The sequence below is a fragment of the Acidovorax sp. GW821-FHT10E04 genome, assembly GCF_059415185.1.
Genome location: NZ_JBWKMT010000002.1, coordinates 793,338 through 817,611 on the forward strand (window position 1 = coordinate 793,338; position 24,274 = coordinate 817,611).

A 24,274-nucleotide genomic window follows, 5' to 3' on the forward strand; every position below is an offset into this window, starting at 1 on the left:
TTATAGCTGCTTGCGGTGGTTTTTTGCGGTAGAACCGCGGGTTAGGTTAACGATCCACACAGCCTGTGCGCTGGCGCGCGAGAGGGGCTGCGTGGGCCTGTTGCAAGGCCTTTCGGCTTTGCCTGAGGGACCCGGATTTTAGCCAGGGCCCCGCGCCGTCAGCCCTGCGCAGAGGCTGCGAAGGGCTGACGCTCCTGCCACCAGGCCAACACCTGCTCGACGGCTTCATCAATCGTCAAGTTGGAGTTGTCCAGGACCAGAGCGTCCTGCGCGGGCTTGAGGGGTGCGACGCTGCGGGAACTGTCCCGGGCGTCGCGTGCCTCCAGATCCGCGCGAAGGTCTTCGATATTAGCTGAAAAACCCTTTGAAATCAACTGTTTATAACGGCGCTCGGCGCGGCAGGCGGCGCTGGCCGTCAGATACACCTTGAGCGGGGCGTCCGGGAAGATCACAGTGCCCATGTCGCGGCCGTCCGCCACCAGGCCCGGCAGGCGCCGGAAGCTGTGCTGCAGGTCCACCAGGGCCGCGCGCACGGCGGGCAGGGCGGAGACGCGGGAGGCGTTCATGCCGGCCTCTTCGGTGCGGATGGCTTCGGTCACGTCGTCGCTGCCCAGCCACACCCGGCCGCCCTCGAAGCGCACGGGCAGCGTCTGGGCCATGGCGGCAATGCGGGGCTCGTCCTCCGGCTGGATGGCCAGGCCGGCACGCAGGGCGGCCAGGGCCGTGATGCGGTACATCGCCCCCGAGTCCAGGAAGCGGTAGCCCAGGCGCTGCGCGACGGCAGCGGCCACCGTGCCCTTGCCCGAGGCGGTGGGACCGTCGATGCAGATCACCGGGATGTGGTCCGTGGCTGCCTGCGTGACCGAGAACAGGGCTTCGAAATAGTCCGGGAAGGTCTTGGCCACGCACTTGGGGTCTTCGATGCGCACGGGCAGGCTTGCCGGGTTGAAGGCGGCCAGTGAAAAGCACATGGCCACGCGGTGATCGTCATAGGTGTGGATGCTGGCGGCCTTCCACGCCTGCACCTGCGCCGGCGGCGTGACGCGGATGAAGTCCGCACCTTCTTCCACTGTGGCGCCGAGCTTGCGCAGCTCGGTGGCCATCGCCGCGATGCGGTCGGTTTCCTTCACGCGCCAGCTGGCGATGTTGCGCAGGGTGGTGGTGCCTTCGGCATACAGCGCCATCACGGCCAGCGTCATGGCGGCATCGGGGATGTGGTTGCAGTCCAGGTCGATGGCCGTGAGCGGCCACGCGCCGCGCTGGATCTCCAGCCAGTTGGGGCCGCCCGTGACCACCGCGCCCATGGCGCGCGCGGCTTCCACGAAGCGGATGTCACCCTGGATGGAATCCAGCCCCACGCCCTGGATCTTGATGCTTTTTTGGCCATTGGCGCTTGCTGCGATTGCGCCAAGTGCTATGAAATAGCTAGCAGAAGAGGCGTCGGCCTCTACGTGGATGCTGCCCGGCGACTGGTAGCGGCTGCCGGCGGGGATGGTGAAACGCTGCCAGTCCCGGTGTTCGACCACGATGCCGAACCGCGCCAGCAGCTGCAGCGTGATGGCGATGTAGGGCCTGGAGATCAGTTCGCCCATGACCTCGATCACGATGGCCTGCGCGCCGGCGGCTAGCGGCAACGCCATGAGCAGGGCGGTGAGGAACTGGCTCGACACATCGCCGCGCACGCGGATGGGCGCCGCCAGCGCCAGGGCAGGCACGCCGTTGGCATGGGCGATGCGCAGCGGCGGGTAGCCGTCATTGCCCAGGTAGTCGATCTGGCAGCCCAGTTGGCGCAGCGCGTCCACCAGGTCGCCGATGGGGCGTTCGTGCATGCGCGGGACGCCGGACAGCTCGAATTCGCCACCCAGCAGTGCCAGCGCAGCCGTCAGGGGCCGCATGGCGGTGCCGGCATTGCCCATGAAGAGCTTGGCGGGCGATTGGGGCACCCGCCCGCCCAGGCCTGTGATGTGCACGGTGCTGCCGTTCTCGTCGACGGTGCAGCCGATCTGGCGCAGCGCGTCGAGCATCACGCGGGTGTCGTCGGATGCCAGCAGGTCGTGCACGGTGGTGGTGCCGTTGCTGAGAGCCGCCAGCAGCAGCACCCGGTTGGAGATGCTCTTGGAACCGGGCAGGTGGACTTCGCCCGCCGCGGTTTGCAGGGGAGGCAGGTCGAGGAATGCGGTGCTGTACATCGGTGTGTTTTGTCGGTTAGGCCAATGGCCTGTGCACCGGCGTGTCCTAGGCCAGTGCCACCGTGGAACTGGCGTTGCCAGGCCACGGGTGGCGTCCCCCTTGGGGGAAGGCGCCGCAGGCGACTCAGGGGGGTTATTTTCTCTTCGCGCCCATGCGCCAGTGCGCGCGGGTCTCGCTGGCCAGCGTCAGCATGTCTTCCAGCGCCTGGGCGTCACCTTTTTCCATGGCCTGCTCGATGGTGTGCAGCGCCTGCTGGAAGAGCTTGGACTGGGCGATCAGCTCTTCCCGGTTGGACAGCAGGATGTCGCGCCAGACCTTCGGATCGCTGGCCGCTATGCGGGTGAAGTCCCGGAACCCCGGGCCCGCCAGCGACAGGAATTCGTCGCCGGTCGACTGGCCCGTGATGCTGTTCATCATCGCAAAGGCCAGCACGTGGGGCAGGTGGCTGACCGCGGCAAAGGCCGCGTCATGCGACTCGGGCGACATGCTGGTCACGCGGCAACCCAGCGCGGTCCAGATGTCGTCGGCCCTTTGCAGCTGTACGGTGAGCGTGCGCTCGATGGGCGTGAGGATGACCTGGCGGCCACTGTAGAGGTCGGCCTCGGCGTGTTCCACGCCCGACACTTCGCGCCCCGTGATCGGGTGCGCCGGCACGAACGATCCCACCTGGTCGCGCAGGGCGCGGCGTGCGGCCTGGACCACATCGGCCTTGGTCGAGCCCACGTCCATGATCAGCATCTGGGGCGTGACGAGGTGTTTGATGGCCTTGAGCGTGGCCTCGGTGGCGGCCACGGGCACGGCCAGCAGCACGATGTCGGCGCCGGCCACCGCGAGCAGGGCCGAGGGCGCCTCCACATCGATCACGCCCAGCTGGCGTGCGCGGTCGGTGGTGGAGGGCGACTTGCTGTAGCCCACCACGCGCTTGACGAGGCCGGCCTTCTTCATGGCCAGGGCGAATGAGCCGCCCATGAGTCCGCAGCCGATCAGTCCCAATTGTTCGAACATGGCGGTGGCTCCTCAGGACGACACGGGGTAAGTGCCCAGGACCTTGTAGAACGCGCACAGGCTGCGCAGTTCTTCCAGGGCCCGTGCCACATGGGGCTGGGCGGGATGGCCGTCGAGGTCGATGTAGAAGTAGTACTCCCACTGGCCGGTGCGGGCAGGGCGGGACTCGAAGCGCGTCATGGACACGCCATGGGTCTTGAGCGGCACCAGCAGGTCGTGCACCGCGCCGGGCTGGTTGGGCACCGAGACCACCAGGCTGGTGCAGTCCTTGCCCGAGGGCGGTGGCGTCTGCAGGGTGTGCGGCAGGCAGATGATGGCAAAGCGCGTGCGGTTGTAGGCGTCGTCCTGGATGGCGTGGGCCACGATGTGCAGCCCGAACTGCTGGGCCGCGCGTTCGCTCGACAGGCCGGCCCAGGCCGGGTTGGTGGTGGCCAGCCGGGCGCCCTCGGCATTGCTCGACACGGGGCGGCGCTCGGCATGGGGCAGGTGCTTGGTCAGCCAGGCCTGGCATTGGGCCAGCGCCTGCGGATGCGCCAGCACCACCTCGATGCCATCGAGCGAGTTCGTGGTGCGCAGCAGGTTGTGGCGCACCAGCAGGCTCACTTCGCCCACCACATGGGTGGGGGTGTGCAGGAACAGGTCGAGCGAGCGGGTCACCACGCCCTCGGTGGAGTTCTCCACGCCCACCACGCCGTACTGGGCGCTGCCAGCCGCGGTGGCGTGGAACACCTCGTCGAAGTTGGCGCAGTACATCAGGTCGGCCGCGCCGCCGAAGAATTCAATGGCCGCCTGCTCGCAGAACGTGCCTTCGGGGCCCAGCACGGCCACGCGCTGGGGCGATTCGAGCGCCAGGCAGGCCGACATGATCTCGCGCCAGATGGCGGCCACGTGCGGGCCCTTGAGCGGGCCGGGGTTGGCGGTCTGGATCTTCTCGATGACCTGCGCCACGCGGTCGGGGCGGAAGAAGGGCGTGCCTTCGCGCTTCTTGACTTCCCCCACCTGCTCGGCCACCAGCGCCCGCTGGTTCAGCAGCGTGAGCAGTTGCTGGTCGATGGAGTCGATCTGCACGCGCAGGCTGGCGAGGTCGGGTGAGGCTTGCGGAGTGTTCATGAATGGGGATGTCTGTGCGGGGCTGCTCGTCAACCGGTGTGCCACCGGCGTTCAGAAGGTGCAAAGGAATCCGGTGTGTCCGAGGGCGCTTTCGTGGGGCGTACGGGCATGCCGGGTTCGTTTTGCGCCTTCTCAGGCGTGTTTTTGTTCAAATTCTCGCATGTAGTCCACCAGCGCCTGCACGCCGGCCAATGGCATGGCGTTGTAGACGCTGGCGCGCATGCCGCCCACGGACTTGTGGCCCTTGAGTTGCAGCAGGCCGCGTTCCTTGGCCCCGGCCAGGAAGGCGTCGTTGCGGCTTTCGTCGCGCAGGAAGAACGGGATGTTCATGCGCGAGCGGCAGTTGGCGGCGACCTTGTTCACATACAACTGCGAGCTGTCGATGGCGCTGTAGAGGAGGTCGGCCTTGGCGATGTTGCGCTGCTCCATGGCGGCCACGCCGGTCAGGCTGCCTTCGGTCTGGCGCTTGAGCCACTGGAAGGTCAGGCCTGCGATGTAGATGCCCCAGGTCGGTGGCGTGTTGTACATCGACTGGTTGTCGGCCACGGTCTTGTAGTCGAAGGCGCTCGGGCAGGCGGGCAGGGCGTGGCCGAGCAGGTCTTCGCGCACCACGACCAGCGTGAGGCCGGCGGGCCCCAGGTTCTTCTGCGCGCCGCCGAATGCCAGGCCGACGCGCGACCAGTCCACCGGGCGCGAGGCAACGTGCGACGAGAAATCGATGACCAGCGGGGCATCGCTGCCCAGTGCCTTGAGGTCGGGCAACTGGTGGAATTCGATGCCATTGATGGTTTCGTTGCTGCAGAGGTGCAGGTAGCTGGCCCCCCGGCTGACCGTCCAGGTCGAAGGGTCAGGCAGGGTGGTGAACCCGGTGTCTTCGGCATTGGCGACGAGGTTGACTTCACTGGCGTACTTGCGCGCCTCCTTTTGCGACTTCTGGCTCCAGCTGCCAGTCACCACGAAATCGACCACGCCAGCGCGCGAGAGATTGAGCGGGACGATGGCGTTCTCGGCGAGGCCGCCGCCCTGCATGAACAGGATCTTGAAGTTCGCCGGCACGGCCAGCAGCCCGCGCAGGTCGGCTTCCGCCTGTTCGTAGATGGACAGGAACTCCTTGCCGCGATGGCTCATCTCCATCACGCCCATGCCGCTGCCGTGCCAGTCCAGCATTTCGGCGGCGGCCTGCTCCAGGACTTCGGTGGGTATGGCGGCCGGGCCGGCCGAGAAGTTGTAGGGGCGCATCATGTTTCTTGGTCAAAAAGGCTGCTGGCGCTTATGGCGTAAGCGCTGGCAGCTTCACTTTCAATAGCATTCCTGGAGGGGGCCCGCAGACCCCGCATCCACCGGGAGGTCAGGCGTCGGGTGTTTCCGGGGTGTCGGGGGCCGTGGGGGCTGCGCTGTCCGGATGGCCTTCGCCGTCGGCCTCGGCATCTGCGACGTTGGCATCGTTTTCGACAATGCGCTGCAGGCCGCTGAGCTTGGACCCTTCGTCCAGAGCGATCAGCGTCACGCCCTGCGTGGCGCGGCCCAGTTCCCGGATCTCGGAGACGCGGGTGCGCACCAGCACGCCCTTGTCGGTGATCAGCATGATCTCGTCGTCGGCATGCACCAGCGTGGCGGCCACGACCTTGCCGTTGCGCTCGCTCTGCTGGATGGCGATCATCCCCTTGGTGCCCCGGCCGTGGCGCGTGTATTCGGTGATGCTGGTGCGCTTGCCGTAGCCGTTTTCGGTGGCGGTGAGCACGCTCTGCGTCTCATCCTCGGCCACCAGCATGGCGATCACGCTCTGGCCGTCTTCCAGCATCATGCCGCGCACGCCGCGCGCCTGGCGGCCCAGGGGGCGCACGTCGTTCTCGTCGAAGCGCACGGCCTTGCCGCCGTCGCTGAACAGCATCACGTCGTGCTGGCCGTCGGTAAGGGCGGCGCCGATCAGATAGTCGCCGTCGTCCAGGTTCACGGCGATGATGCCGCCCTTGCGCGGGTTGCTGAATTCATCCAGCGCCGTTTTCTTGACGGTGCCCATGCTGGTGCCCATGAAGACATAGCGGTCCGCCGGGAAGGTGCGCATGTCGCCCGTGAGCGGCAGCACGACGTTGATCTTCTCTCCGTCCTGCAGGGGGAACATGTTGACGATGGGGCGGCCGCGCGAGCCGCGCGAGCCTGCCGGCACTTCCCAGACCTTGAGCCAGTACAGGCGGCCGCGGTTGGAGAAGCACAGGATGTAGTCGTGCGTGTTGGCGATGAAGAGCTGGTCGATCCAGTCGTCTTCCTTGGTCGCCGTGGCCTGCTTGCCGCGCCCGCCACGCTTCTGGGCGCGGTATTCGGACAGGGGCTGGCTCTTGATATAGCCGGTGTGGCTGAGCGTGACCACCATGTCGGTGGGGGTGATCAGGTCCTCGGTGGAGAGGTCCTGCGCGCTGTATTCGACGATGCTGCGGCGTGCGCCCAGCTTGTGCTGGCCGAATTCCTGCTTGATGGAAGTGAGTTCGTCGCCGATGATGACCGATACGCGCTCGGGCTTGGCCAGGATGTCCAGCAGGTCTTCGATGACCGCCATGACTTCCTTGTACTCGGCCACGATCTTGTCCTGCTCCAGGCCCGTGAGGCGCTGCAGGCGCATCTGCAGGATTTCCTGGGCCTGCGTTTCCGACAGGCGGTACAGGCCGTCCTGGCCCATGCCGAATTCCTTCTCCAGGCCGTCCGGGCGGTAGTCGTCGGCGTTGATCACGCCGCCATCGGCGCGCGTGCGGGTGAGCATCTCGCGCACCAGCTTGCTGTCCCAGGGGCGGGCCATCAGCTCGGCCTTGGCCACGGGCGGCGTGGGCGCGTTGCGGATGATGGCGATGAAGTCGTCGATGTTGGCCAGGGCCACGGCCAGGCCTTCGAGCACGTGGCCGCGGTCGCGCGCCTTGCGCAGCTCGAACACCGTGCGGCGGGTGACCACCTCGCGGCGGTGCTGCAGAAAGACGCTGATCAGGTCGCGCAGGTTGCACAGGCGGGGCTGGCCGTCGATCAGCGCCACCATGTTCATGCCGAAGGTGTCCTGCAGCTGCGTCTGCTTGTACAGGTTGTTGAGCACCACCTCGGGCACTTCGCCGCGCTTGAGCTCGATCACCAGGCGCATGCCCGACTTGTCGGATTCGTCCTGGATGTGGCTGATGCCCTCGATCTTCTTCTCGTGCACCAGCTCGGCCATGCGCTCCTGTAGCGTCTTCTTGTTGACCTGGTAGGGCAGCTCGTCCACGATGATCGCCTGGCGCTGCCCGCGATCGATGTCTTCGAAGTGGCATTTGGCGCGCATGATCACGCGCCCGCGCCCTGTGCGGTAGCCGTCCTTCACGCCATTGATGCCGTAGATGATGCCGGCGGTGGGGAAGTCGGGCGCCGGAATGATCTCCATCAACTCGTCGATGGACACGTCCGGGTTGCGCAGCATGTGCAGGCAGGCATCCACCACCTCGTTGAGGTTGTGGGGCGGAATATTCGTGGCCATGCCCACGGCAATACCGGCCGAGCCATTGACCAGCAGATTGGGGAGTTTGCTGGGCAATACCAGCGGCTCCTTTTCGCTGCCGTCGTAATTGGGCCCGAAATCGACGGTTTCCTTGTCGATGTCGCCCAGCATTTCATGGGCGATCTTGGCCAGCCGGATTTCGGTATACCGCATTGCCGCAGCGTTATCGCCGTCCACGGACCCGAAATTGCCCTGGCCATCCACCAGCATGTGGCGCAGCGAAAAATCCTGCGCCATCCGCACGATGGTGTCGTAAACGGCGGAATCACCATGCGGGTGGTATTTGCCGATCACGTCTCCCACGATACGGGCCGACTTTTTATAGGGCCGGTTCCAGTCGTTGTTGAGCTCGTGCATCGCAAAAAGTACGCGGCGGTGTACAGGCTTCAGCCCATCGCGCGCATCGGGCAGGGCCCGGCCCACGATCACGCTCATCGCGTAATCGAGGTAACTGCGCCGCATCTCTTCTTCGAGGCTGATCGGCAGGGTTTCTTTGGCAAACTGGGTCATTGGGGACGGCGGTGGCGGCGAAGGAGAACCATTTTAGAGGTAAGACCGTGTAGCGACCACGCAACATATCGAAGCAATTCCGGTTTTGTCCTACGGGCCCTGGGTAGCCTCCACCGCTTTTGCCCTGTTACGTATGGCACAATCGTTTGAACGCTTCGGGTGGTGGTCACCCCAAGCGTCCTGATTCGCAGCGCGGCTGCGGCTTTTTCCCCAAGAGGAGAACCATGAAGAAACTGAACAAAGTGGCGATGTTGTTTGCCTCTGCAGCGCTCGCAACCGCCGCTGGCGCACAAACCGTTGACAACTGGAGAGATGCTTCTGGCCAACTGGTCTGGAAGAACGGCACCAACGAATACTGCTGGCGCAATGCCAACTGGACGCCTGCCACTGCTGCTCCTGGCTGCGATGGCGCGATCGTCGCCCCCGCTCCAGCTGCCGCTGCTGCTCCAGCCGCCGCCCCAGCACCCGCTGCCGCTCCAGCACCCGCACCAGCTCCAGCTCCTGCTGTCGCTACCAAGGTGACCTATGCCGCTGACGCATTCTTCGACTTCGACAAGTCGGTGCTGAAGCCAGAAGGCAAGGCCAAGCTGGATGATCTGGTTTCCAAGGTCAAGGACATCAACCTGGAAGTGATCATTGCCGTGGGTCACACCGACTCCGTGGGCTCTGATGCATACAACCAGAAGCTGTCGGTTCGCCGTTCCGAAGCCGTGAAGGCTTATCTGGTGTCCAAGGGCATCGAAAAGAACCGCGTCTACACCGAAGGCAAGGGCGAAAAGCAACCCGTCGCCGACAACAAGACCGCCGAAGGCCGTGCGAAGAACCGTCGCGTGGAAATCGAAGTGGTCGGTACCCGCGCTTCCAAGTAATCCTCGGATTGCTTCACAAAAAAGCCCCGGCAACGGGGCTTTTTTGCGTCTGGGGGTTTTATCCTCCATTTTCCTTCCTTCATGGACAATCTCTGGCATGAGTGAAACCGTCAATGCAGATCCGGCCGAACTGGCCAAGTTTTCCGAATTGGCCCATCGCTGGTGGGACCCTGAAAGTGAATTCCGTCCCTTGCACCAGATCAATCCTTTGCGGCTTGACTGGATCCAGGGGCAGTGCGACCTGTCGGGCAAGCGCGTTCTGGATGTCGGCTGTGGCGGCGGCATCCTGGCCGACTCCATGGCCCGCAAGGGCGCAGAGGTGACGGGCATCGATCTGGCCTCCAAGGCCCTGCGTGTGGCGCAATTGCATGCGCTGGAAGCTCAGACCACCAATATCCAGTACCGGGAAATCAGCGTGGAAGCCTTGGCCAAGGAGCAACCTGCCAGCTTCGATGTCGTCACATGCATGGAAATGCTCGAGCACGTACCTGATCCAGGATCGGTGGTGAGGGCATGCTCAGAGCTCGTGAAACCGGGAGGCTGGGTGTTTTTCTCCACCATCCACCGCAATGCCAAGGCTTTCATGCTGGCCATCGTAGGGGCTGAATATGTGCTGAACATGCTGCCACGGGGAACGCATGAGTACGCCAAGATGATTCGGCCCAGCGAACTGGCCGCAAGTTGCCGAAGCGCGGGCCTGCATGTACAAAATACCCGGGGCCTGGAATACAACCCCCTCACGAGGCGCTATTGGCTGAGTGCGGACACCAGCGTGAACTATCTTGTGGCCACGCGGCGCACTGCCTGAGGGCGCACCCATGTTTCACAATATTCGTGCGGTGTTGTTTGATTTGGACGGAACGCTGATCGACAGTGCCCCGGACTTGGGCGCCGCTGCCGACAAGATGCGCACTGACCGCGGATTGCCGTCGCTGCCGCTGGAGCGTTACCGCCCCATGGCGGGTGCCGGCGCGCGCGGCATGCTGGGCGAAGCCTTCGGTATGGCTCCCGACCATCCGGATTTCATGACCATGCGCGAGGAGTTCTTTGTGAACTATGAGTCGCGCATGACGGAGCGCACCAGCATCTTTGACGGCGTTCCAGAACTCGTATCCCAGATACTGCAACGCAACATGGCATGGGGCGTGGTTACCAACAAGGCAGCCCGCTTCACGGACCCGCTGACCCGCTCCATTCCCCTGTTCGTCACTGCGCGGGCGGTCGTCAGCGGGGACACCACTCCCCATGCGAAGCCGCATCCTGCTCCTTTGCTCGAGGCGGCAGCGCGCCTGAAAGTGGAGCCCGGGCAGTGCATCTATGTTGGCGATGACGAGCGTGACATCGTGGCAGGTTTGGCCGCAGGAATGGGGACCGTGGCCGCAACCTATGGCTACCTGGGTGCAAAAACCAATCCGATGGAGTGGGGCGCCCATGCCGCAATTAAATCTCCCTTCGAGCTCTTGCAATTGCTGGGGAGCACCTAAAATAGAGGCTCTGGGGCTGTCCTGGTTTCGACGTGGGTTCGGAATCGGTGTGGTGCATGTCGAGCTTGAGTCACGCTCGTAAATCTCGATTTAAAAAACTAACTGCAAACGACGAACGTTTCGCACTCGCTGCTTAATTGCCAGTGAGCCTTGCAACAGTTGGCCGATGGGCTGGGCAAGGGGGTTCTGAGCAATCAGTGCCTCCCGGCTGCAAGGATAATTACATGGGCTGGTCCTGATCCGGGTACCTTGGATTGGGGCGAGAAAATAGGGTGCTGGCGGCCTGTGTAGCGTGCGACTGCGCGACACAGGCAGCGAGATTCAAATCAGACCGCTAAACATGTAGATCTGCCCGATGAAGGCTTGCGGACGCGGGTTCAATTCCCGCCAGCTCCACCAGTAACCTGTCTAAAGGCGTCCAATGGCATCCATTGGACGCCTTTTTTCTTTGTATTTTCAATGACTTAGCGTCTAGCGACGTCTAATCGCGTCCAACAGCAGCCAGCGTGGAACCGGGGCACAAATCGGGGAACAAGGTACCATACATTGCGGGGAACGATGATTGTTCCCCGGTTGTAGCCCAGAAGGCCCCTATGCTCACTGACAAAGAATGTAAGAACGCTGCGTGCCCAGCAGACAAGAAGCGGGCGCGTTTTACCGATGCGAACGGCCTCTACTTAGAGGTCAGTCCTACCGGTTCCAAGCGTTGGTTTTGGAAGACCTATTTTGATGGTAAGGAAAGTCGGATGGCACTGGGAAACTATCCCGGCGTCAGCCTCACAGAGGCCCGGAAGGCGAGGGACCGGGTAAAGCTGCAAAAAGCGGATGGGATCAACCCCATTGAAGCCCGACGCGTCACCAAACTGGTGAAGCTGACAACGCCGGGCGAAACGTTCAAGGAGATCGCGCTGGATTGGTTGTCACGCCAAAAATCCGTCTGGAGCCCGGGGCATTTTCAGCGCATGGAAAGGCAGTTTGAGCGCGACCTGTTCCCATGGATTGGCGGAAGGAATCTCTCGGAAATCACGCCTGTTGAGCTTCTTTCCGTATTGCGGAAGATTGAAGCCCGAGGTGCACTTGAGACAGCGGACCGCGCACTAATGCTAGCGCGTCAGGTTTGGTGCTACGGTGTTGCCACGGGGCAGGTTGAGCGGGACATCACGGGCGATTTGAAAGATGCGCTGACTCCCTACAGGGGCAAACACTTCGCCGCGATAACGGAGCCCACGGAGTTGGGGAAGCTACTGCTTTCGATTGACCACTACCGTGGTGGGACGATTGTCAAAGCTGCCCTCCGACTTGCACCATTGCTATTCCAACGACCAGGAGAGTTAAGGGCAGCTGCATGGTCAGAAGTAGACATGGATGCGGCTCTATGGACGATTCCTGCAGCGCGTATGAAGCGGGGTGTGGAGGGAAAGGAGTACGGCCCTCCCCATGTGGTTCCGTTGCCGAAGCAAGCCCTCGAAATCTTTCGTGAACTCCACAATTTGACCGGAGGGAGCGTGCTGGTGTTTCCCGGTGAAAGAAACCACGACCGGCCTATCTCTGAAAACTCGGTGCGTACGGCGCTGATTTCCATGGGCTATACGCCGGACATTCATACATGGCACGGTTTTCGGGCGACCGCAAGAACAATGCTCGCTGAGCAACTGGAGTTCGATCCTCTCGTGATCGAAGCTCAGTTGGCTCATGCCGTGAAAGATGCAAATGGACGAGCCTATAACCGTACGCAATACCTCGCTCAGCGGACAAAGATGATGCAAGCGTGGGCAGACTACCTCGACCGTCTGCGACGGGCGCCGAAGTCTCGGAACAAGCCGTTGTAGATATTGAGTTGATACAAGATGCGTATACGCCAGTTGCGCGGAAGACGGCGTGCGTTCGTTCACTCCTCCGGCGCTAGGGAGCGCTAGCTTGACGGTCGACGTACTGGTTCTCTGCAACGGGGTAAGCCGTCGACGATGACGGCTAGTCATTTTTAGCCCGAACCTATCAGGTTTGGGATGACCATTGATTCCGACGAGAGCAGGGTCAAGCTACCTTGATTTGATGTTGCCCCCGTATTCCCGGCCCAGTCCAATTCGCAATGCAGTGGCCGGTTGGTCGTCGCGGCCTGCTGCCGCCTGAACTCTCGAGGTAAGCGCCTTTTCCGCGACGAGTGCGAATGCACCTCGTTGAAGCGCTCGAGGTCCGCCGGCAACTGCGCCAGCACCGTCCGTGCATCACGCAGATCCATGCGAGCGACGCTGTCCCGCTTGAATGTGTTCCCGTAGCTCTCTGCCATGGCTTTGCACTGCGTAGTGCACACGGGCGTGTTGATGGGCTTGAGCCCTAGCGAACGTGCCAGTGTCCGGGTCTCGGCTGCGATGTAGGCCCAACCGTTGTCGCTGAGGAACTCCAATTCCTGGCTTCCCGGCATCGCCTCCACCGTGCCGAAGCGGCGCTCGACGGCGTCGATGAGTATCTCGCGCACTGGCTCGCCTGGGAGTTCCTTGCTTGCCCAAGCCTCCCAAGCCATGACCTCCCGGTCTTTGCATTCGTTCGTGGAGATTACCGTCGCGGTCTGGCCCGAGTCGCACCGATTTCCATGCCGTCGGAGCACCATCGCGTGCATGCTGACTACGGTCGACGCAGTCCAGTTTCCTGCAGCATAGGGGGATCACGAGGGCGCTTTCAGATTGAGCCACCTGATTCAGGGGCGGTGCTCATTTTGAATTGCTACCACTAGCACAACGGTTATGCCGTTTGAGGTTCTTGAGGCTGTAAGTTTATCGATTTTATTGTGTGGAGGGTTTGCGGAGATTTGTTAATAATATTTTTATTTTCAATGCTTTATTTTATTGACAATCTATGCTATCAATAAGATTCTGTCTCTTTTTTAGTATGCGGGTGATGTGATATTCGTCTCTTGCTTCTGCGTTGATAATAATTTCAATTGCTTCGGTTCGGCTAATGCTATGTTTTTCGGAAATTTTTTCGAGTGCTGCTATGGTCTTTGTTGATAGTTCGTAATTGCGTTGCTTTTTGTCTTTGTTCTCTAATCTGCGTTTGTGTTGGTTCCATACTTTTTTTGCTTGATCTGCTAGTAGCAATAGGTCGGATGTTGATGGGTTGTTGTGATTGATACCAATTCGAACGTCTTCAAAGCTTTTGAAGATGAAGTTGGTATTCATTCGAGAGCTAAACCATTTTTCGAAATGTTGCAATGCAGAGTCAGAATTGAGCCATTCGAATTTTTTGCCTATTTTAATTTGTTCTCTCCATAGGAGCTTCAGTTCTTCAATTTTTACTAACTGAATTTCCACTGGATAGCCCTCTATGCACATAATGTAGTCGAAGAGTGCAATGCTCTTTGCTCTACCGTGCAATTGCAGGAGTGGATTAAATAGAATTTGATTCTGGTACTTGGCAAGTTCATTCAAAACTTTTATCTGAATCCATGCTGCTTGCCATTTGTCATCTGTTATCCATTCCAAATGTTCCTCTTTGAGAAGACCGTTTGTGAATGCGGATTGTATCTTTTGTAGAGCGTATGGATTATTTTTTAGACGATCCGATATTTCAATTCTATTGGTTAACAGTGGATTTTTTCTGAAATATTCTTGGTCGTATTTTGATAGGCATAGCCATATTAAATTTCTGGCTCTGTTATCGATTTTGTAGTCCTTTGTTAATTTTGACAATTCATCTTTCCATCCAGCCATATGAGTCTTTCAATAGAGTAAGAGTGTCCTGCTTTTATAGATGCACTCTAGGTTGCTTCAAGAAGCTATCAAGGTTCATTGTAGATGGATTCTTGGAGGTATTTGGGTAGAGTGCCGTTGGGAGACTTCGAATTTTTCCTTGGGGAGGTGATCGTGGTGGCGCTACGGGTGGTCGCAGTCCTTGCCATGTCAATTTGATGAACTGTTTGGGCAAAGGATAGAAAAGTGCCGCCCTGAGGATTTTTTTTGGGGCAAGGGAATGCTCTGAACGAAACTCCCTCAAGGTGCAAGGCATGAAAATACTGAGACTCCCTAGCGTGTGTGAACTCACTGGTGTTCCACGGTCTACGCTCTACCTGTATATCAAGAACAATCAATTCCCGAAACCAATCAAACTGGGAATCCAATCCGTTGGCTGGATTCAGGAAGAGGTCGAGCAGTGGCTGCGTCAGCGCATGGAACTCCGTGACGCTATCTAGTCCACCCATATTTCCAGAGTGAAATCATCCAGTTATTAATGCCTATTCATGCTCGTCTCCATTGGGATCGCGTTGTGAATAGGCAGTTCTTATGCAGCAATTTCATTTAGGTATTGGTATTAAATACCTATAGGCTAGATGTTGACTGTGTAGTGCATGAGTGACGGATGATTAGGTTAAGTAGACAGATAGTCTCCTATTGCTCATCTATTGATGAGTCAGCAAGGTCAATAGCGATTGATGGTATGAACAACGATTTAAGTAAGAATCACCATGAGTACCGTGGTGATCAATACAATGGACTACGTATCATGGGGAATGTGTACCCCATGATCAGTGAGTGTTTAGAGGCACTACACGACGTGGTCAGTAAATCCATGACGGATTACTCTAGGGTATTTGCCTTCAGGTTTGATCTTCGCTTCCCTGATCATACGAAGGCTGACTCTGTGGAGTCTTGCAACTCTGTGGCATCCAGGTTCGTTGAATCTTTCAAGGCCAAGATCCGGCATAACCGGCAGAGCCTCGCCAAGAATGGCATGCTCTACCATGACACAAAGGTTCGGTTTTTATGGGTGAGGGAGGTAGGTGACTGCGCCCGAGTCCATTACCACTTCGTGGTTCTGTTGAATGGGCATGCCTTCAATTGTCTTGGCCGTTACCAGGCTACCGAAGGCAATATCTCCAGCCGAATCTGTGAGGCTTGGGCAAGCGCGTTGGGTGAGGCTGTGGAGCGAGCCAAGCCACTGGTGCATTTCCCGAACAGCCCGGCGTACTGTCTCCGGCGCAGCGACCCGGAGTCGGTCTCCGAGTTCTTCTACAGAGCAAGTTACCTGTGCAAGGTGGAAACCAAGGGGTATGGCCATGGTCACCATGGCTATGGAGCCAGCAGGAAGTGATTGGGGCAGGGGGTGGAGCAAGGAACTGCCGAGGCTCCCCCCGTCGTTGGTAGGGAGGATGCCTCTGGCATTTCTCCTCTCCGTTGTGTCACGGGTTGATGGCATATTTGGCCCCCTCGATACAGCGAGGGGGTTCTATGCCGTCGCAATTCTTCCAGTGGCAGCGCCTTGCTGTGGCGTTCGCTTGTGTATTGGCTGCATCTGCCATCCAGGCAGACAGCTTCAAGATGAGTACCTTCAATGTGGCTTGGCTGATGGACAAGCCTCTTTTTGAACGCTGGAAGGGGGCTTGCCAGAAAAGTGCTGGTATAGACGTTGATGGACTGCCGTATTGCAACGTGCACAACGGTATCAAGTACGAGAAGGCAGGCAAGTGCGCTGACCTTGCCAAAGAAACGCTCAACCGGCGTCCCTATCAGGAGACGGGGCCCTGCCGAGAAAGCACCGATCTCTACGAATGGCCACTGTACGAGCGCAAGCTCGAGGCGCTGCGTGCCATGGTGCGCAAGCTTGATGACGCGGGGGTCACGCTCATCGCGTTTCAGGAGGTGAGCAGCACAGCGGCATTGCAGCAGATTCTTCCCCAGGGCTGGTCTGCCCACACATCACACGATGAGCCTAAGAAACCCGACATCCCGCAGCATGTCGGGGTGGCCTGGAAGACGGGTGTGCATTCACCGCAGGGATTTTTTTGGTGTCCGACCTGACCGACGTGACTGATCGGCCGTTGCGGCCGGGACTGGTCTTCTCGGACAAGATTTTGGGAAGGGATACGCAGTTCCTAGTGGTGCATCTCAAATCGGGCTGTCCTGGCAGCCGGATCATTCCCAAGGCGGACAGCACACAAGCACTGTCTACGGAGTGCGCGATCTTGGGCCAACAGGCCCAGATCCTCCAGCAGTGGATCGATGACCGTGACGGCAAGGATTTTGTAGTGCTGGGGGACTTCAATCGCCTTCTGCGCGATGGCTCCCAGCCGAAGTCACCGCAGAATCCCGCCAAGGAGTCGGTGGACCAGATGTTTGCCTTGCTGAACGGTTACAAGGCTTCGGGCACCAAGGTGGTGATGGCGCGGGGGCAGACCTGTGGGCCGCATCCCGGCATCGACAATTTCCTGGTGAGTGCTGAACTATCGCAGCGAGTTGCAGTTGGGGCTTTGTCGGCACAGCAGCTCATTCGGGGCGAGGACGGAGTGGCGTTTGAGCGATCCACAGACCATCCGGTGCCGGCCCCAAGCGATCATTGCGCCATGTGGGTAGCGCTGAAGCTCAAAAGTTAGTCTTGCTGGGACCTTCTCGGGCCATTCGAGCGCAGGTCCTACGAGTTCTCGCTCAACGTGGCGAGCAACTGCCTCTTGCCAATCTGTAGCACTTCATGGATCTGCTGCAGATGGGCTGAGCGAGGGATGACTTTGCCGGACTCCCACTTGTACAGAGAAATTGAAGAGGTGTGCAACAGCTTTGCCATGTCCTTTTGCGACAAGCCCAATGCCGCGCGCTTGGCTTTGAGCTTCTCGGCGTCGAACACCCATTTGCGCCCTTCTTTGCGGTATTGTTTTCGGTAGCACTTGTTGCGGGGGGAGGGTGGACCTGACGTTGGGCGGTCCGCAGCTGGGATGTCAGTGCTTTGACTTCGCGTTTGAGCGCTGCGATCTCTGAGCGGTGGGCGGTCAGTGTCTTTCGCATGCCTTGCAGTTCAGGCTTGAGCTCCTTGCGGGCCATGCGGATCACTTCTGCGCGGAAGGCATTTGAGAACGTGTTCATTGGGAGACTGTGCCGGACTCTTCAAGGCGATTGATTTCGATCAAAGAGCATAAAGACCACCAAGGCGGGAGCCCTGGCGGGCTGGAGGTGCTTGGAGATTTCTGGTTGAGGCTGAGAGCCGTCATCCTATGTCGGCAGCGCATCGACCGCTGTTGCGGACACCGGTCGTTGGACAGATTCGCAGTCGAATGACTGCTGCATCCCCGTGACCGGCACTTCAGAATGGGGCTTGCCTCCGCCGACCAAGGGCTCAGATGCCCCTGGGTTCAACGGCAGCTCCAACGGCCGATCAACTGGCGCTACCGACCCAAAAGAGACAACCGCGCTTCTCGAAAGGCTACATTGCGATGCGGGATTGCGAGCCGCGTATTGCCTTCGGCGAAACTGGAACCTGACTAGGACGTAATGGCAGGAACCACTCACCAAGGCCCGCGGCATCCTGGTGATTCGCATATGGCGAGGGGTAAGAACGTAGCAAGCGAAGGAAGATGATGGGCGAGTTCACACGGCAGGTTCAAAACGACAAGGTGCCCGGTCCGTTGCGGCGCAAGTTCACACCGGCAGGGTGGAAGAAGCAGTTCGAATCCTTTGCAGAGCCGGACCAGCAGGACCAGAACGTCTACGCCGCGGCTCTTGTTATCCACGAGAAGCTGGAGAACATCCGCTCGCGACTGAAATTGTCAACCTCCGCGACCCTGAGTGCGACAACCAAACTGCGGGCGTTTGTCGCCGCAGTCAACCACCATTTTCTGGTCGCTCAAAGTAAGAGCGAGGCAGCAATTGCGGAGCTTGGGGCGCGGCGAGCAGCGGAGCAGCCAGAGGGCTTTCGTGTCGAAGAGTTGACCTCCGTCAAACTCGAGCTTCCCGGCGGCTTCGAGTGGTCGCCTGCTGAGATTGTGGAGAGCTTAGTCGACGGCATCGAAATTCCCGTGCGCTTCTCGCTTTCAGCGTCGCCCGACCTTGCGGGCAACCCGCGCATGGACCAGGTGGAATGGAAGGACATCTTGCTCGAGCTGAACTTGGGCATCTTCTACCGGCATGCGGAAGACTTATGGGAAGACTGCCTATGGAACAGCTATAAGCTACTTGATACCGGTCGTACTAAGGTCTTCCTGCCGATGGATGTTGACTTGAAGAGAGGTTACAGCATGGGGTTGGCTCGGCGCTTGTCTTTGAATATCGGGTTCACAGTATTAGCGACCAAGTACCATCGGAGTTTGGTTGCGATGGGCCGCATGCCGAGGATGCGCGAGATTCGCGGCATAGAGCGCCAAGGCAAGCGCCAAGAAATCACCGTCACCACTCCACACGAGCCGAGCGCGAGCCAGGAGCAGTTCCTTGTGAACCGTAGCCTCGCATCCGAGCCTTACTACGCTGAGTTGTTGAAGGAACCACGAGCGACCCTCTCAGGTCTGTCCATTGAGCGCCTGCTCGATGCTTGGAATGCCGTATCCCGAGCCGCGCTATTACTTGTGGAGCAAGTCTCGAAGAAGCACATTGCGGGCCTCGACAAGGGCAGCGAGGCTCATGCTTGGTTGCCGGACTACGCTCCGGTTCTGCAGGTCGATGCGCTAGCCCACGCCGTGTCTTCAATTGCCGGCGTCACTCGCGTAGAGAGCAAAAGGCTCATTGACTTCTTGACGTTCAAAGGCCAGACCGGGCAAGAGATTTGGGCTCAACCTCTAGTGCCTGTCGGGCCTTTCACTGTTGCGCCTGCGTTCATCGCAACCGTGGCACCCAACCTACGGCGTTTGGTCGACGTTTGGCTGAGGCAGCTCGGCGTGGACCTTTCGAGGCGCGGACCCGCATTTGAGATCCACGTGCGTGCGATGGTCCAGCAAGGCATCAGGGACTCGAGGAGTCTTTCTGGGTGTGCATGGAGCATAAAAGACGACTACACCTTCCAACCCACCAACCGGCGTGATGAACAGATTGACTTGATTCTCGTCATCGGATCCAGAGTTATCGTGGCCGAGGTGAAATGCATCTTGGAGCCTACCGATTCCAAGGGCGTTGCCACACATCGCAGAACGGTACTTGGCGCCGCAGAACAAGCAAGCCGAAAGAGCAACGCTATCGAAGCCAATCGAGCCGAATTCATTGCTGACGTCAAGAGATTCGGCATCGACCTACCGGAGAATTTCAGCGTCTTCCCTCTGGTGGTGGTGAGCACCTCCACTCACGTCGGCGTCCCCGCCCATGGCGTCCCCGTGGTCGATGAGTACATTCTGGGAAGGTTTCTCGACGGCGAGTTCGAGGACATAGCTATTTTGGCTGGAGAGCTGTCCATTCGGAAGACCATGAAAACCATCTTCTACTCGGACGCTGGAGACGCTGAGGCCCAATTAGGCGACTACTTCTCTGAGCCACCCCAGCTAAAGCGATTCAAGGCCGGCGTTCGCGGCCGGATGATTCCGTTTCACGCCATTGATGATGACGATTGGGTCGGGATGGTCTTCACTTTGGAGTGCGTGCCGGAAGACGTTTCGCTCGCGAAGCAGGGCATCGTGGAAGCTGACTGACTGGCGAACGGCACGTGGCTGAATTGGCTATGGTTCCCATGATGGTCTCCCATCGAGTTGAAGGCCCATCAAGATGCGCCCCGACGAAACCGAGGTCTTTGCCCTACGTCAACCTGACCGCTGAAACGACTGGACGTCTGCTTACCGGAGCGTCCGAGTGCCGACAGTCACGGCCAGAAGCTGTCGCTCGCGTAGGAGTGCTCTGCAGCCATCCTATTGTTCGCCAAATCGAGTCTTTGGCTTTCTTGTGGCCGAGCACGACCGCTGCAGAGCAGCTATTCGTGCGACCTAAACTTTGCGCTCCGCAAGCGCGTATTTGAACCAAAGCAAGCTATGACAACTCTTCAGTCCTGGGTTTCATATTCTGACACAGGCGAAAAGCCACATCTGCCACGAGCGGTCTACATTGCTTCAGACAGCCGCATCACTTGGGGAGGGGCTCATCGCCGCTGGGAGGCAGGACGGAAAGTATTCGCTGCGAAGGAGGATCCGCACCTATTCGGGTATTGCGGTGATGTCATCTTGCCGGCACTACTGATCGGGCAGATTCTCAGTGCGATTGATGCTGGCGTTCTCTTTCCCCATAACGCATCTGCGATTGAGCGACACGATGGCCGCTCCCACTCCTGGAACAGATCGTGCGGCGGGCGTGGAGATAATCGGGCCTTCGGAGGTGCTCTACGCTCGGCGCCGATCCTCCCATCAAAATACAGCTGCAGATCAAAGCAAAAGGGAGTGACCACGATGGCTTGTTCAAGAGGCGCTGCATCGCCTGACTTGCATACTCAGAAGAGGCTCTTCGCCGCTTCCGCTGGCTACTGTCAAAACCCCGGGTGCGGCAACGAACTGTTTGTTGAGGCAGCAGGGAAGTCAATTCACATCGCTGAGATGGCGCACGTCTTTGCCGCCAACGATGGCGGCCCCCGTGCTAACCCCGAGCTTAGCCAGGAAGAGCGCGGAGCGTTCGAGAACCTGGTCATGCTGTGCGCCAACTGTCACACCATGGTGGACAAGGCGCCGGAGGCGTTTCCCGACGCCATGATGTTGGGCTGGAAGCGCGATCACGCTCATAAGCTCTTGCAGATATTCGGGGCGGTGAAGTTCGGAGGGCGTGGCGACGCCCGACAGGTCATAGAGCCTCTGCTGGCCGAAAACCGTGCGATCTTTGAGCGCTATGGACCACACATTGACGCTGCTCAAAATCCAGAGAGCGGCGCGGCCGAGCAATGGAAGCGGAAGATGCTGAGTCGTATCCTACCCAACAGCAAGCGGATGCTTGCGCTACTCGACGTCAACCGGGGGCTGTTGACTGTCGACGAGAAGGAAACACTTGAACGATTTCGACAGCACATTGACGACCTGGAGGCGTTTCACATCGAAAGAGTCGACGAGGATGCGTCCCGGTTCCCCGCCGAGTTTGAGCAGATTCTGGAGGGCTGAAACGTGAATGGTGACACGACCGCATGGGTGGCCGCAAAGCTGGCCGAACGCAAGGACGTCGAGGTAATTGAACGGACCCCCGAGGGGTTCTTGGCAGTGCGAGCAATAACAGGCTACGAATTTGCAGTTGCTGTCCTGGGGGTTCCCGCACGCAGAGTCATTGAACTGGCCGATGTCGACCCGCTCTTCTCGGGGCACAGAAAGCCGGAGCTGGTCATCAACGTGCCATCAGAGACGCTTTGGAGCGGCGCAGCCATAGGCCGTCTTCACGCGGCATTTGCTTCTTTCGGGACCTTGGGCGATGTAGCCCGAGCCGCAAAAACTGGAGATGCAGGCTCCTTCCGCGATAGTGGCATGGGGTATTTCATCACGGCCATGAAGCAGCATTCAAATGTCGCCAGCGTCTCATACGTCTATGACTCAGTAGTCAGGGCCGAGCGCCGACACGGTGAGCCCATCACTGTCGCGGTGATCGACGCCTACAACATGGGCGCCGAGCATGTGCGAAACGCGCGATCGCGCGTCGGACCTTTCGACGTTATTGTGAAGTCTTCAAGCTATGGCGGGATCAGCGCTGCAGCGCAGGCCGCAGCCATGGACATGGGCGCGCAGGCACTGGGCGTCCGTGAGCTGATGAAGCGGTTAGGCTCTTGATTCGCCAGAGAGTCGTCGCGTGCCTGCGTCATGCAGCGCTGACCCTTGGGCCGGCAATTGCAGGCACCGAGTGGCACCTCTTCGGCTCGGTTGAGCGAGACGAGGAGCACGCTGAAGACATTGACTTAATGATCCTCTGCATCAGCGATGAACAGGCTGATGCGCTTCGTCTGTACCTACACCCAGACTCATTGGCCCTACCTCTGCATGCATGCTTTCTAACGTTCGCGGAAGCTGCAGAGCTCGACGCGGTCCACGTGCAGAAAAGCTGCATCATTTACCCCTGAGCTCTGAGCCCAAGCTTTGACACGTGAATACTTGGCAATTCGATGTCGCCTCGGGTGGCAGCCGACGTGAGCCATAGTCGGCCTTGAAAGAATGTGCCCACATGAGCAGCATCACAACTCGATTTCTAATGACCTACCCGGCGATGTCCGCCTATGAGTTTGACCACTTCAGAGAAGAGGCGGCGGTCCAGGAGCGTTGGCGATCATCGTCGCTTTACATGATCTGCCAACGGCCGGTGATCTTCTTCGATGACGTTGTGGCTGAGAGCGGGGTCATCAGCGGAAGGATTCGCCAGCGTGGAAACGAAACGGCGTTAAGGTTTGAGCTGGACGTACTTCCCGGTCAGCCCTACTTCGGTTCGACAAGCGAGACGATCATCGAGTTTGGCTTCTACGACCAGCAGCCCGCGCCTACTCCGCCATTCAAGAACGTCGCTGCCATTAAACTTTTCGATTCGGAGGAGCAATTCACCGGCTACTTGAGTCCCGAGAGGCTACTGTTCGAGCACTTGCGCATAGGCAACTTCGCGCGCATTGAGGGCGATATTTCTGCCTTGCTCCGCTACGAGGTTCATTACATCGGACAGGCCCAGGATCAGCCGATAGAACGTCGGCTTCGAAGTCATGAAACCTTTCAGCGGATCCTTGCACGAGAGTTTCCCAGGATCGCCAAAGACATTCCCACCATGGAGATTTCACTGCTGTTCTTTGGGATCGAGTACGCATCGACGCCTGTCACATTTCAGATGCTTGACGGAGGTGAGTTGAGTGACTCGCTGGGCCGGCCACTGAGCGATGAAGAGATCGGTGCGGTGTTACTGGGCACCCCTCTTGAGCGGTTCAGAAGTGAAATCGTCAACGACGCCGAGGCATACCTCATCAACTTCATGCTTCCACGGTACAACCGTGTCCGTTACGCAAATTACCCTCTGATCGCCAAGGGCTTGCGCAGTTGCGGGTTCAGCAGGATTGAGCATCACGTCATCCCCTTTGGCACGCTGAAGACCGAAGAAGCGACGATTGAGTTCTCGGTGTCTCCGCTCTTCAGTCATTGAGGCAAGCCCCATCGGTATGGCGTGCACCTTTAGGACATGGGCTCTCCAGTCTTCCATCGAGATGACCCACCCCGGTAAGCCGGGTCGGGCGTCTCGTGTCAAACGTTGCAAAACTGCCTTCGGGCACCTGCCCAGATTGCGGCGCACTCGGTCAACCTTGCCATCGCTGCGCAACCGACATTTGGCGCGGCTGCTTGAGGCTGGATGCAGTCGCTCAATGTGACGTGGCGTAATGGCAGCTGTCGGACTGCTAACAGTCTTGCATTTTCGCCAAGTATGTGTACTGAGAACCACGCAGCGAGTTGAGTAATGATGTTGATTTGCATCAAGAATTGCGAGGACTTCTGGTAGATAGCCTAGGCTAGTTTCTTGCTCCAGGAACTGCCCGTAAGTTGATGGTCAAAACTGTGTGGCTACGGGTGATGCAAAGCGTGTACTATCTGTAACCAAATACTGCAGAGTATTTGCATCGTGGTGGAGGCGCAGACTCACCAGCTCTTCATTGCCAATGGCGATGTTCCTGAAGGCTGGGATGAGACGGAAGATTGCGAGGCCTTCGTTTTTGATACCAAGCGCAAGGTGCTTCTCGAGTCTGAGTATCAACTTGGCGTCGAGCTGCTGAGTCCTTTCGTTCAGATGATGCAGGACGCTATTCGCATCGAACGGGAGAATGCCGCTAGGGAGGGTATCGAGCAGCAGGCCGAAGAAGTTGCAATCGTACTACCAGAAGAGGAAGACGCGGACGATGAATGATGTGCTGGACTCGAGTACCAGCTGTTTGTCCGCCAT

At 59.2% G+C, this 24,274-nt stretch carries 20 protein-coding genes, 1 other RNA gene and 1 pseudogene; 14 read left to right on the forward strand and 8 right to left on the reverse strand.

The genetic code is table 11. From position 1 onward, the window contains the following. Positions 1-158: 158 nt before the first annotated feature. From AC07OC_RS08745 to gyrA, 5 genes are all read right to left on the reverse strand, one after another. Positions 159-2,189 carry a bifunctional 3-phosphoshikimate 1-carboxyvinyltransferase/cytidylate kinase gene (locus AC07OC_RS08745; RefSeq protein WP_218338749.1) on the reverse strand — a complete coding sequence of 677 codons (2,031 nt, stop codon included), beginning with the start codon at positions 2,187-2,189 and terminating at the stop codon, positions 159-161. Between the two features lie 133 nt (positions 2,190-2,322). Beyond that, positions 2,323-3,195, reverse strand: coding sequence for a prephenate dehydrogenase (locus AC07OC_RS08750; RefSeq protein ID WP_218297482.1), 873 nt, complete (start codon positions 3,193-3,195; stop codon positions 2,323-2,325). 12 nt (positions 3,196-3,207) lie between these two features. After that, positions 3,208-4,305, reverse strand: coding sequence for a prephenate dehydratase (gene pheA / locus AC07OC_RS08755; protein WP_218297481.1), 1,098 nt, complete (start codon positions 4,303-4,305; stop codon positions 3,208-3,210). Positions 4,306-4,437: 132 nt separating this feature from the next. Then, positions 4,438-5,547, reverse strand: coding sequence for a 3-phosphoserine/phosphohydroxythreonine transaminase (gene serC / locus AC07OC_RS08760; protein ID WP_218338748.1), 1,110 nt, complete (start codon positions 5,545-5,547; stop codon positions 4,438-4,440). A 106-nt stretch (positions 5,548-5,653) separates the two neighbouring features. Beyond that, positions 5,654-8,326: a DNA gyrase subunit A gene (gyrA, locus tag AC07OC_RS08765; RefSeq protein ID WP_218338747.1), complete on the reverse strand. Its 2,673-nt coding sequence runs from the start codon at positions 8,324-8,326 to the stop codon at positions 5,654-5,656. 224 nt (positions 8,327-8,550) lie between these two features. Here gyrA and ompA point away from each other — a divergent pair, with 224 nt between their 5' ends. The 5 genes from ompA to AC07OC_RS08790 all read left to right on the forward strand — a co-directional run bounded on the left by ompA (position 8,551) and on the right by AC07OC_RS08790 (position 12,508). Beyond that, on the forward strand, positions 8,551-9,195 hold the full coding sequence (ompA, locus tag AC07OC_RS08770; protein ID WP_218297478.1) for an outer membrane protein OmpA: 645 nt from the start codon (positions 8,551-8,553) through the stop codon (positions 9,193-9,195). Between the two features lie 97 nt (positions 9,196-9,292). Beyond that, on the forward strand, positions 9,293-10,003 hold the full coding sequence (gene ubiG / locus AC07OC_RS08775) for a bifunctional 2-polyprenyl-6-hydroxyphenol methylase/3-demethylubiquinol 3-O-methyltransferase UbiG (RefSeq protein WP_218297477.1): 711 nt from the start codon (positions 9,293-9,295) through the stop codon (positions 10,001-10,003). A 10-nt stretch (positions 10,004-10,013) separates the two neighbouring features. Then, the gene (locus AC07OC_RS08780; RefSeq protein ID WP_218338745.1) at positions 10,014-10,679 is read left to right on the forward strand and encodes an HAD family hydrolase; all 666 of its coding nucleotides are present in this window, start codon (positions 10,014-10,016) and stop codon (positions 10,677-10,679) included. A gap of 12 nt (positions 10,680-10,691) precedes the next feature. After that, positions 10,692-11,078, forward strand: a transfer-messenger RNA (tmRNA) gene (gene ssrA, locus AC07OC_RS08785). A gap of 194 nt (positions 11,079-11,272) precedes the next feature. Next, positions 11,273-12,508, forward strand: coding sequence for a tyrosine-type recombinase/integrase (locus tag AC07OC_RS08790; RefSeq protein WP_494600835.1), 1,236 nt, complete (start codon positions 11,273-11,275; stop codon positions 12,506-12,508). Between the two features lie 254 nt (positions 12,509-12,762). Here the strand turns inward: AC07OC_RS08790 and AC07OC_RS08795 are convergent. Together AC07OC_RS08795 and AC07OC_RS08800 are read right to left on the reverse strand one after the other, a co-directional pair. After that, positions 12,763-13,289, reverse strand: a pseudogene (locus AC07OC_RS08795) (transposase family protein); the annotation flags it as partial. Between the two features lie 230 nt (positions 13,290-13,519). Further along, positions 13,520-14,386: a ribbon-helix-helix domain-containing protein gene (locus tag AC07OC_RS08800; protein WP_494600837.1), complete on the reverse strand. Its 867-nt coding sequence runs from the start codon at positions 14,384-14,386 to the stop codon at positions 13,520-13,522. Between the two features lie 293 nt (positions 14,387-14,679). Between AC07OC_RS08800 and AC07OC_RS08805 the strand changes: the two genes are divergently transcribed. The 4 genes from AC07OC_RS08805 (at position 14,680) to AC07OC_RS08820 (ending at position 17,043) form a co-directional block, all read left to right on the forward strand. Beyond that, on the forward strand, positions 14,680-14,865 hold the full coding sequence (locus AC07OC_RS08805) for a helix-turn-helix transcriptional regulator (protein WP_494600838.1): 186 nt from the start codon (positions 14,680-14,682) through the stop codon (positions 14,863-14,865). 245 nt (positions 14,866-15,110) lie between these two features. Next, positions 15,111-15,764 (forward strand): inovirus Gp2 family protein, encoded by a 654-nt coding sequence (locus AC07OC_RS08810; RefSeq protein WP_494600840.1) that lies wholly within the window; start codon positions 15,111-15,113, stop codon positions 15,762-15,764. A 137-nt stretch (positions 15,765-15,901) separates the two neighbouring features. After that, on the forward strand, positions 15,902-16,471 hold the full coding sequence (locus AC07OC_RS08815) for a hypothetical protein (RefSeq protein WP_494600842.1): 570 nt from the start codon (positions 15,902-15,904) through the stop codon (positions 16,469-16,471). Further along, positions 16,459-17,043 (forward strand): hypothetical protein, encoded by a 585-nt coding sequence (locus AC07OC_RS08820; protein ID WP_494600844.1) that lies wholly within the window; start codon positions 16,459-16,461, stop codon positions 17,041-17,043. Before AC07OC_RS08815 ends, AC07OC_RS08820 begins: the two co-directional genes overlap by 13 nt. A 38-nt stretch (positions 17,044-17,081) precedes the next feature. Here AC07OC_RS08820 and AC07OC_RS08825 read toward each other — a convergent pair whose 3' ends face one another. Beyond that, a complete protein-coding gene (locus AC07OC_RS08825; protein ID WP_494600846.1) occupies positions 17,082-17,291 on the reverse strand; it encodes a helix-turn-helix domain-containing protein in 210 nt (69 codons plus the stop codon). A 727-nt stretch (positions 17,292-18,018) separates the two neighbouring features. On the opposite strand from AC07OC_RS08825, the gene AC07OC_RS08830 reads away from it, so the two are divergent. The 5 genes from AC07OC_RS08830 to AC07OC_RS08850 all read left to right on the forward strand — a co-directional run bounded on the left by AC07OC_RS08830 (position 18,019) and on the right by AC07OC_RS08850 (position 24,238). After that, on the forward strand, positions 18,019-20,049 hold the full coding sequence (locus AC07OC_RS08830) for a nuclease-related domain-containing protein (protein ID WP_494600848.1): 2,031 nt from the start codon (positions 18,019-18,021) through the stop codon (positions 20,047-20,049). A gap of 888 nt (positions 20,050-20,937) precedes the next feature. Further along, complete coding sequence (locus AC07OC_RS08835) at positions 20,938-21,489, forward strand: hypothetical protein (protein WP_494600850.1); 552 nt, start codon at positions 20,938-20,940, stop codon at positions 21,487-21,489. Positions 21,490-21,492: 3 nt separating this feature from the next. After that, a complete protein-coding gene (locus AC07OC_RS08840; protein ID WP_494600852.1) occupies positions 21,493-22,143 on the forward strand; it encodes a hypothetical protein in 651 nt (216 codons plus the stop codon). Positions 22,144-22,531: 388 nt separating this feature from the next. Continuing rightward, complete coding sequence (locus AC07OC_RS08845; RefSeq protein ID WP_494600854.1) at positions 22,532-23,485, forward strand: hypothetical protein; 954 nt, start codon at positions 22,532-22,534, stop codon at positions 23,483-23,485. A gap of 474 nt (positions 23,486-23,959) precedes the next feature. Beyond that, positions 23,960-24,238: a hypothetical protein gene (locus tag AC07OC_RS08850; protein WP_494600856.1), complete on the forward strand. Its 279-nt coding sequence runs from the start codon at positions 23,960-23,962 to the stop codon at positions 24,236-24,238. Positions 24,239-24,274: the final 36 nt, after the last annotated feature.

Coding starts and splice junctions, on each gene's coding strand:
- AC07OC_RS08745 (WP_218338749.1), bottom strand. CDS start 2,189: ATGTACAGCACCGCATTCCTCGACCTGCCTCCCCTGCAAACCGCGGCG.
- AC07OC_RS08750 (WP_218297482.1), bottom strand. CDS start 3,195: ATGTTCGAACAATTGGGACTGATCGGCTGCGGACTCATGGGCGGCTCA.
- pheA (WP_218297481.1), bottom strand. CDS start 4,305: ATGAACACTCCGCAAGCCTCACCCGACCTCGCCAGCCTGCGCGTGCAG.
- serC (WP_218338748.1), bottom strand. CDS start 5,547: ATGATGCGCCCCTACAACTTCTCGGCCGGCCCGGCCGCCATACCCACC.
- gyrA (WP_218338747.1), bottom strand. CDS start 8,326: ATGACCCAGTTTGCCAAAGAAACCCTGCCGATCAGCCTCGAAGAAGAG.
- ompA (WP_218297478.1), top strand. CDS start 8,551: ATGAAGAAACTGAACAAAGTGGCGATGTTGTTTGCCTCTGCAGCGCTC.
- ubiG (WP_218297477.1), top strand. CDS start 9,293: ATGAGTGAAACCGTCAATGCAGATCCGGCCGAACTGGCCAAGTTTTCC.
- AC07OC_RS08780 (WP_218338745.1), top strand. CDS start 10,014: ATGTTTCACAATATTCGTGCGGTGTTGTTTGATTTGGACGGAACGCTG.
- AC07OC_RS08790 (WP_494600835.1), top strand. CDS start 11,273: ATGCTCACTGACAAAGAATGTAAGAACGCTGCGTGCCCAGCAGACAAG.
- AC07OC_RS08800 (WP_494600837.1), bottom strand. CDS start 14,386: ATGGCTGGATGGAAAGATGAATTGTCAAAATTAACAAAGGACTACAAA.
- AC07OC_RS08805 (WP_494600838.1), top strand. CDS start 14,680: ATGAAAATACTGAGACTCCCTAGCGTGTGTGAACTCACTGGTGTTCCA.
- AC07OC_RS08810 (WP_494600840.1), top strand. CDS start 15,111: ATGAACAACGATTTAAGTAAGAATCACCATGAGTACCGTGGTGATCAA.
- AC07OC_RS08815 (WP_494600842.1), top strand. CDS start 15,902: ATGCCGTCGCAATTCTTCCAGTGGCAGCGCCTTGCTGTGGCGTTCGCT.
- AC07OC_RS08830 (WP_494600848.1), top strand. CDS start 18,019: ATGGGCGAGTTCACACGGCAGGTTCAAAACGACAAGGTGCCCGGTCCG.
- AC07OC_RS08835 (WP_494600850.1), top strand. CDS start 20,938: ATGGCGCACGTCTTTGCCGCCAACGATGGCGGCCCCCGTGCTAACCCC.
- AC07OC_RS08845 (WP_494600854.1), top strand. CDS start 22,532: ATGAGCAGCATCACAACTCGATTTCTAATGACCTACCCGGCGATGTCC.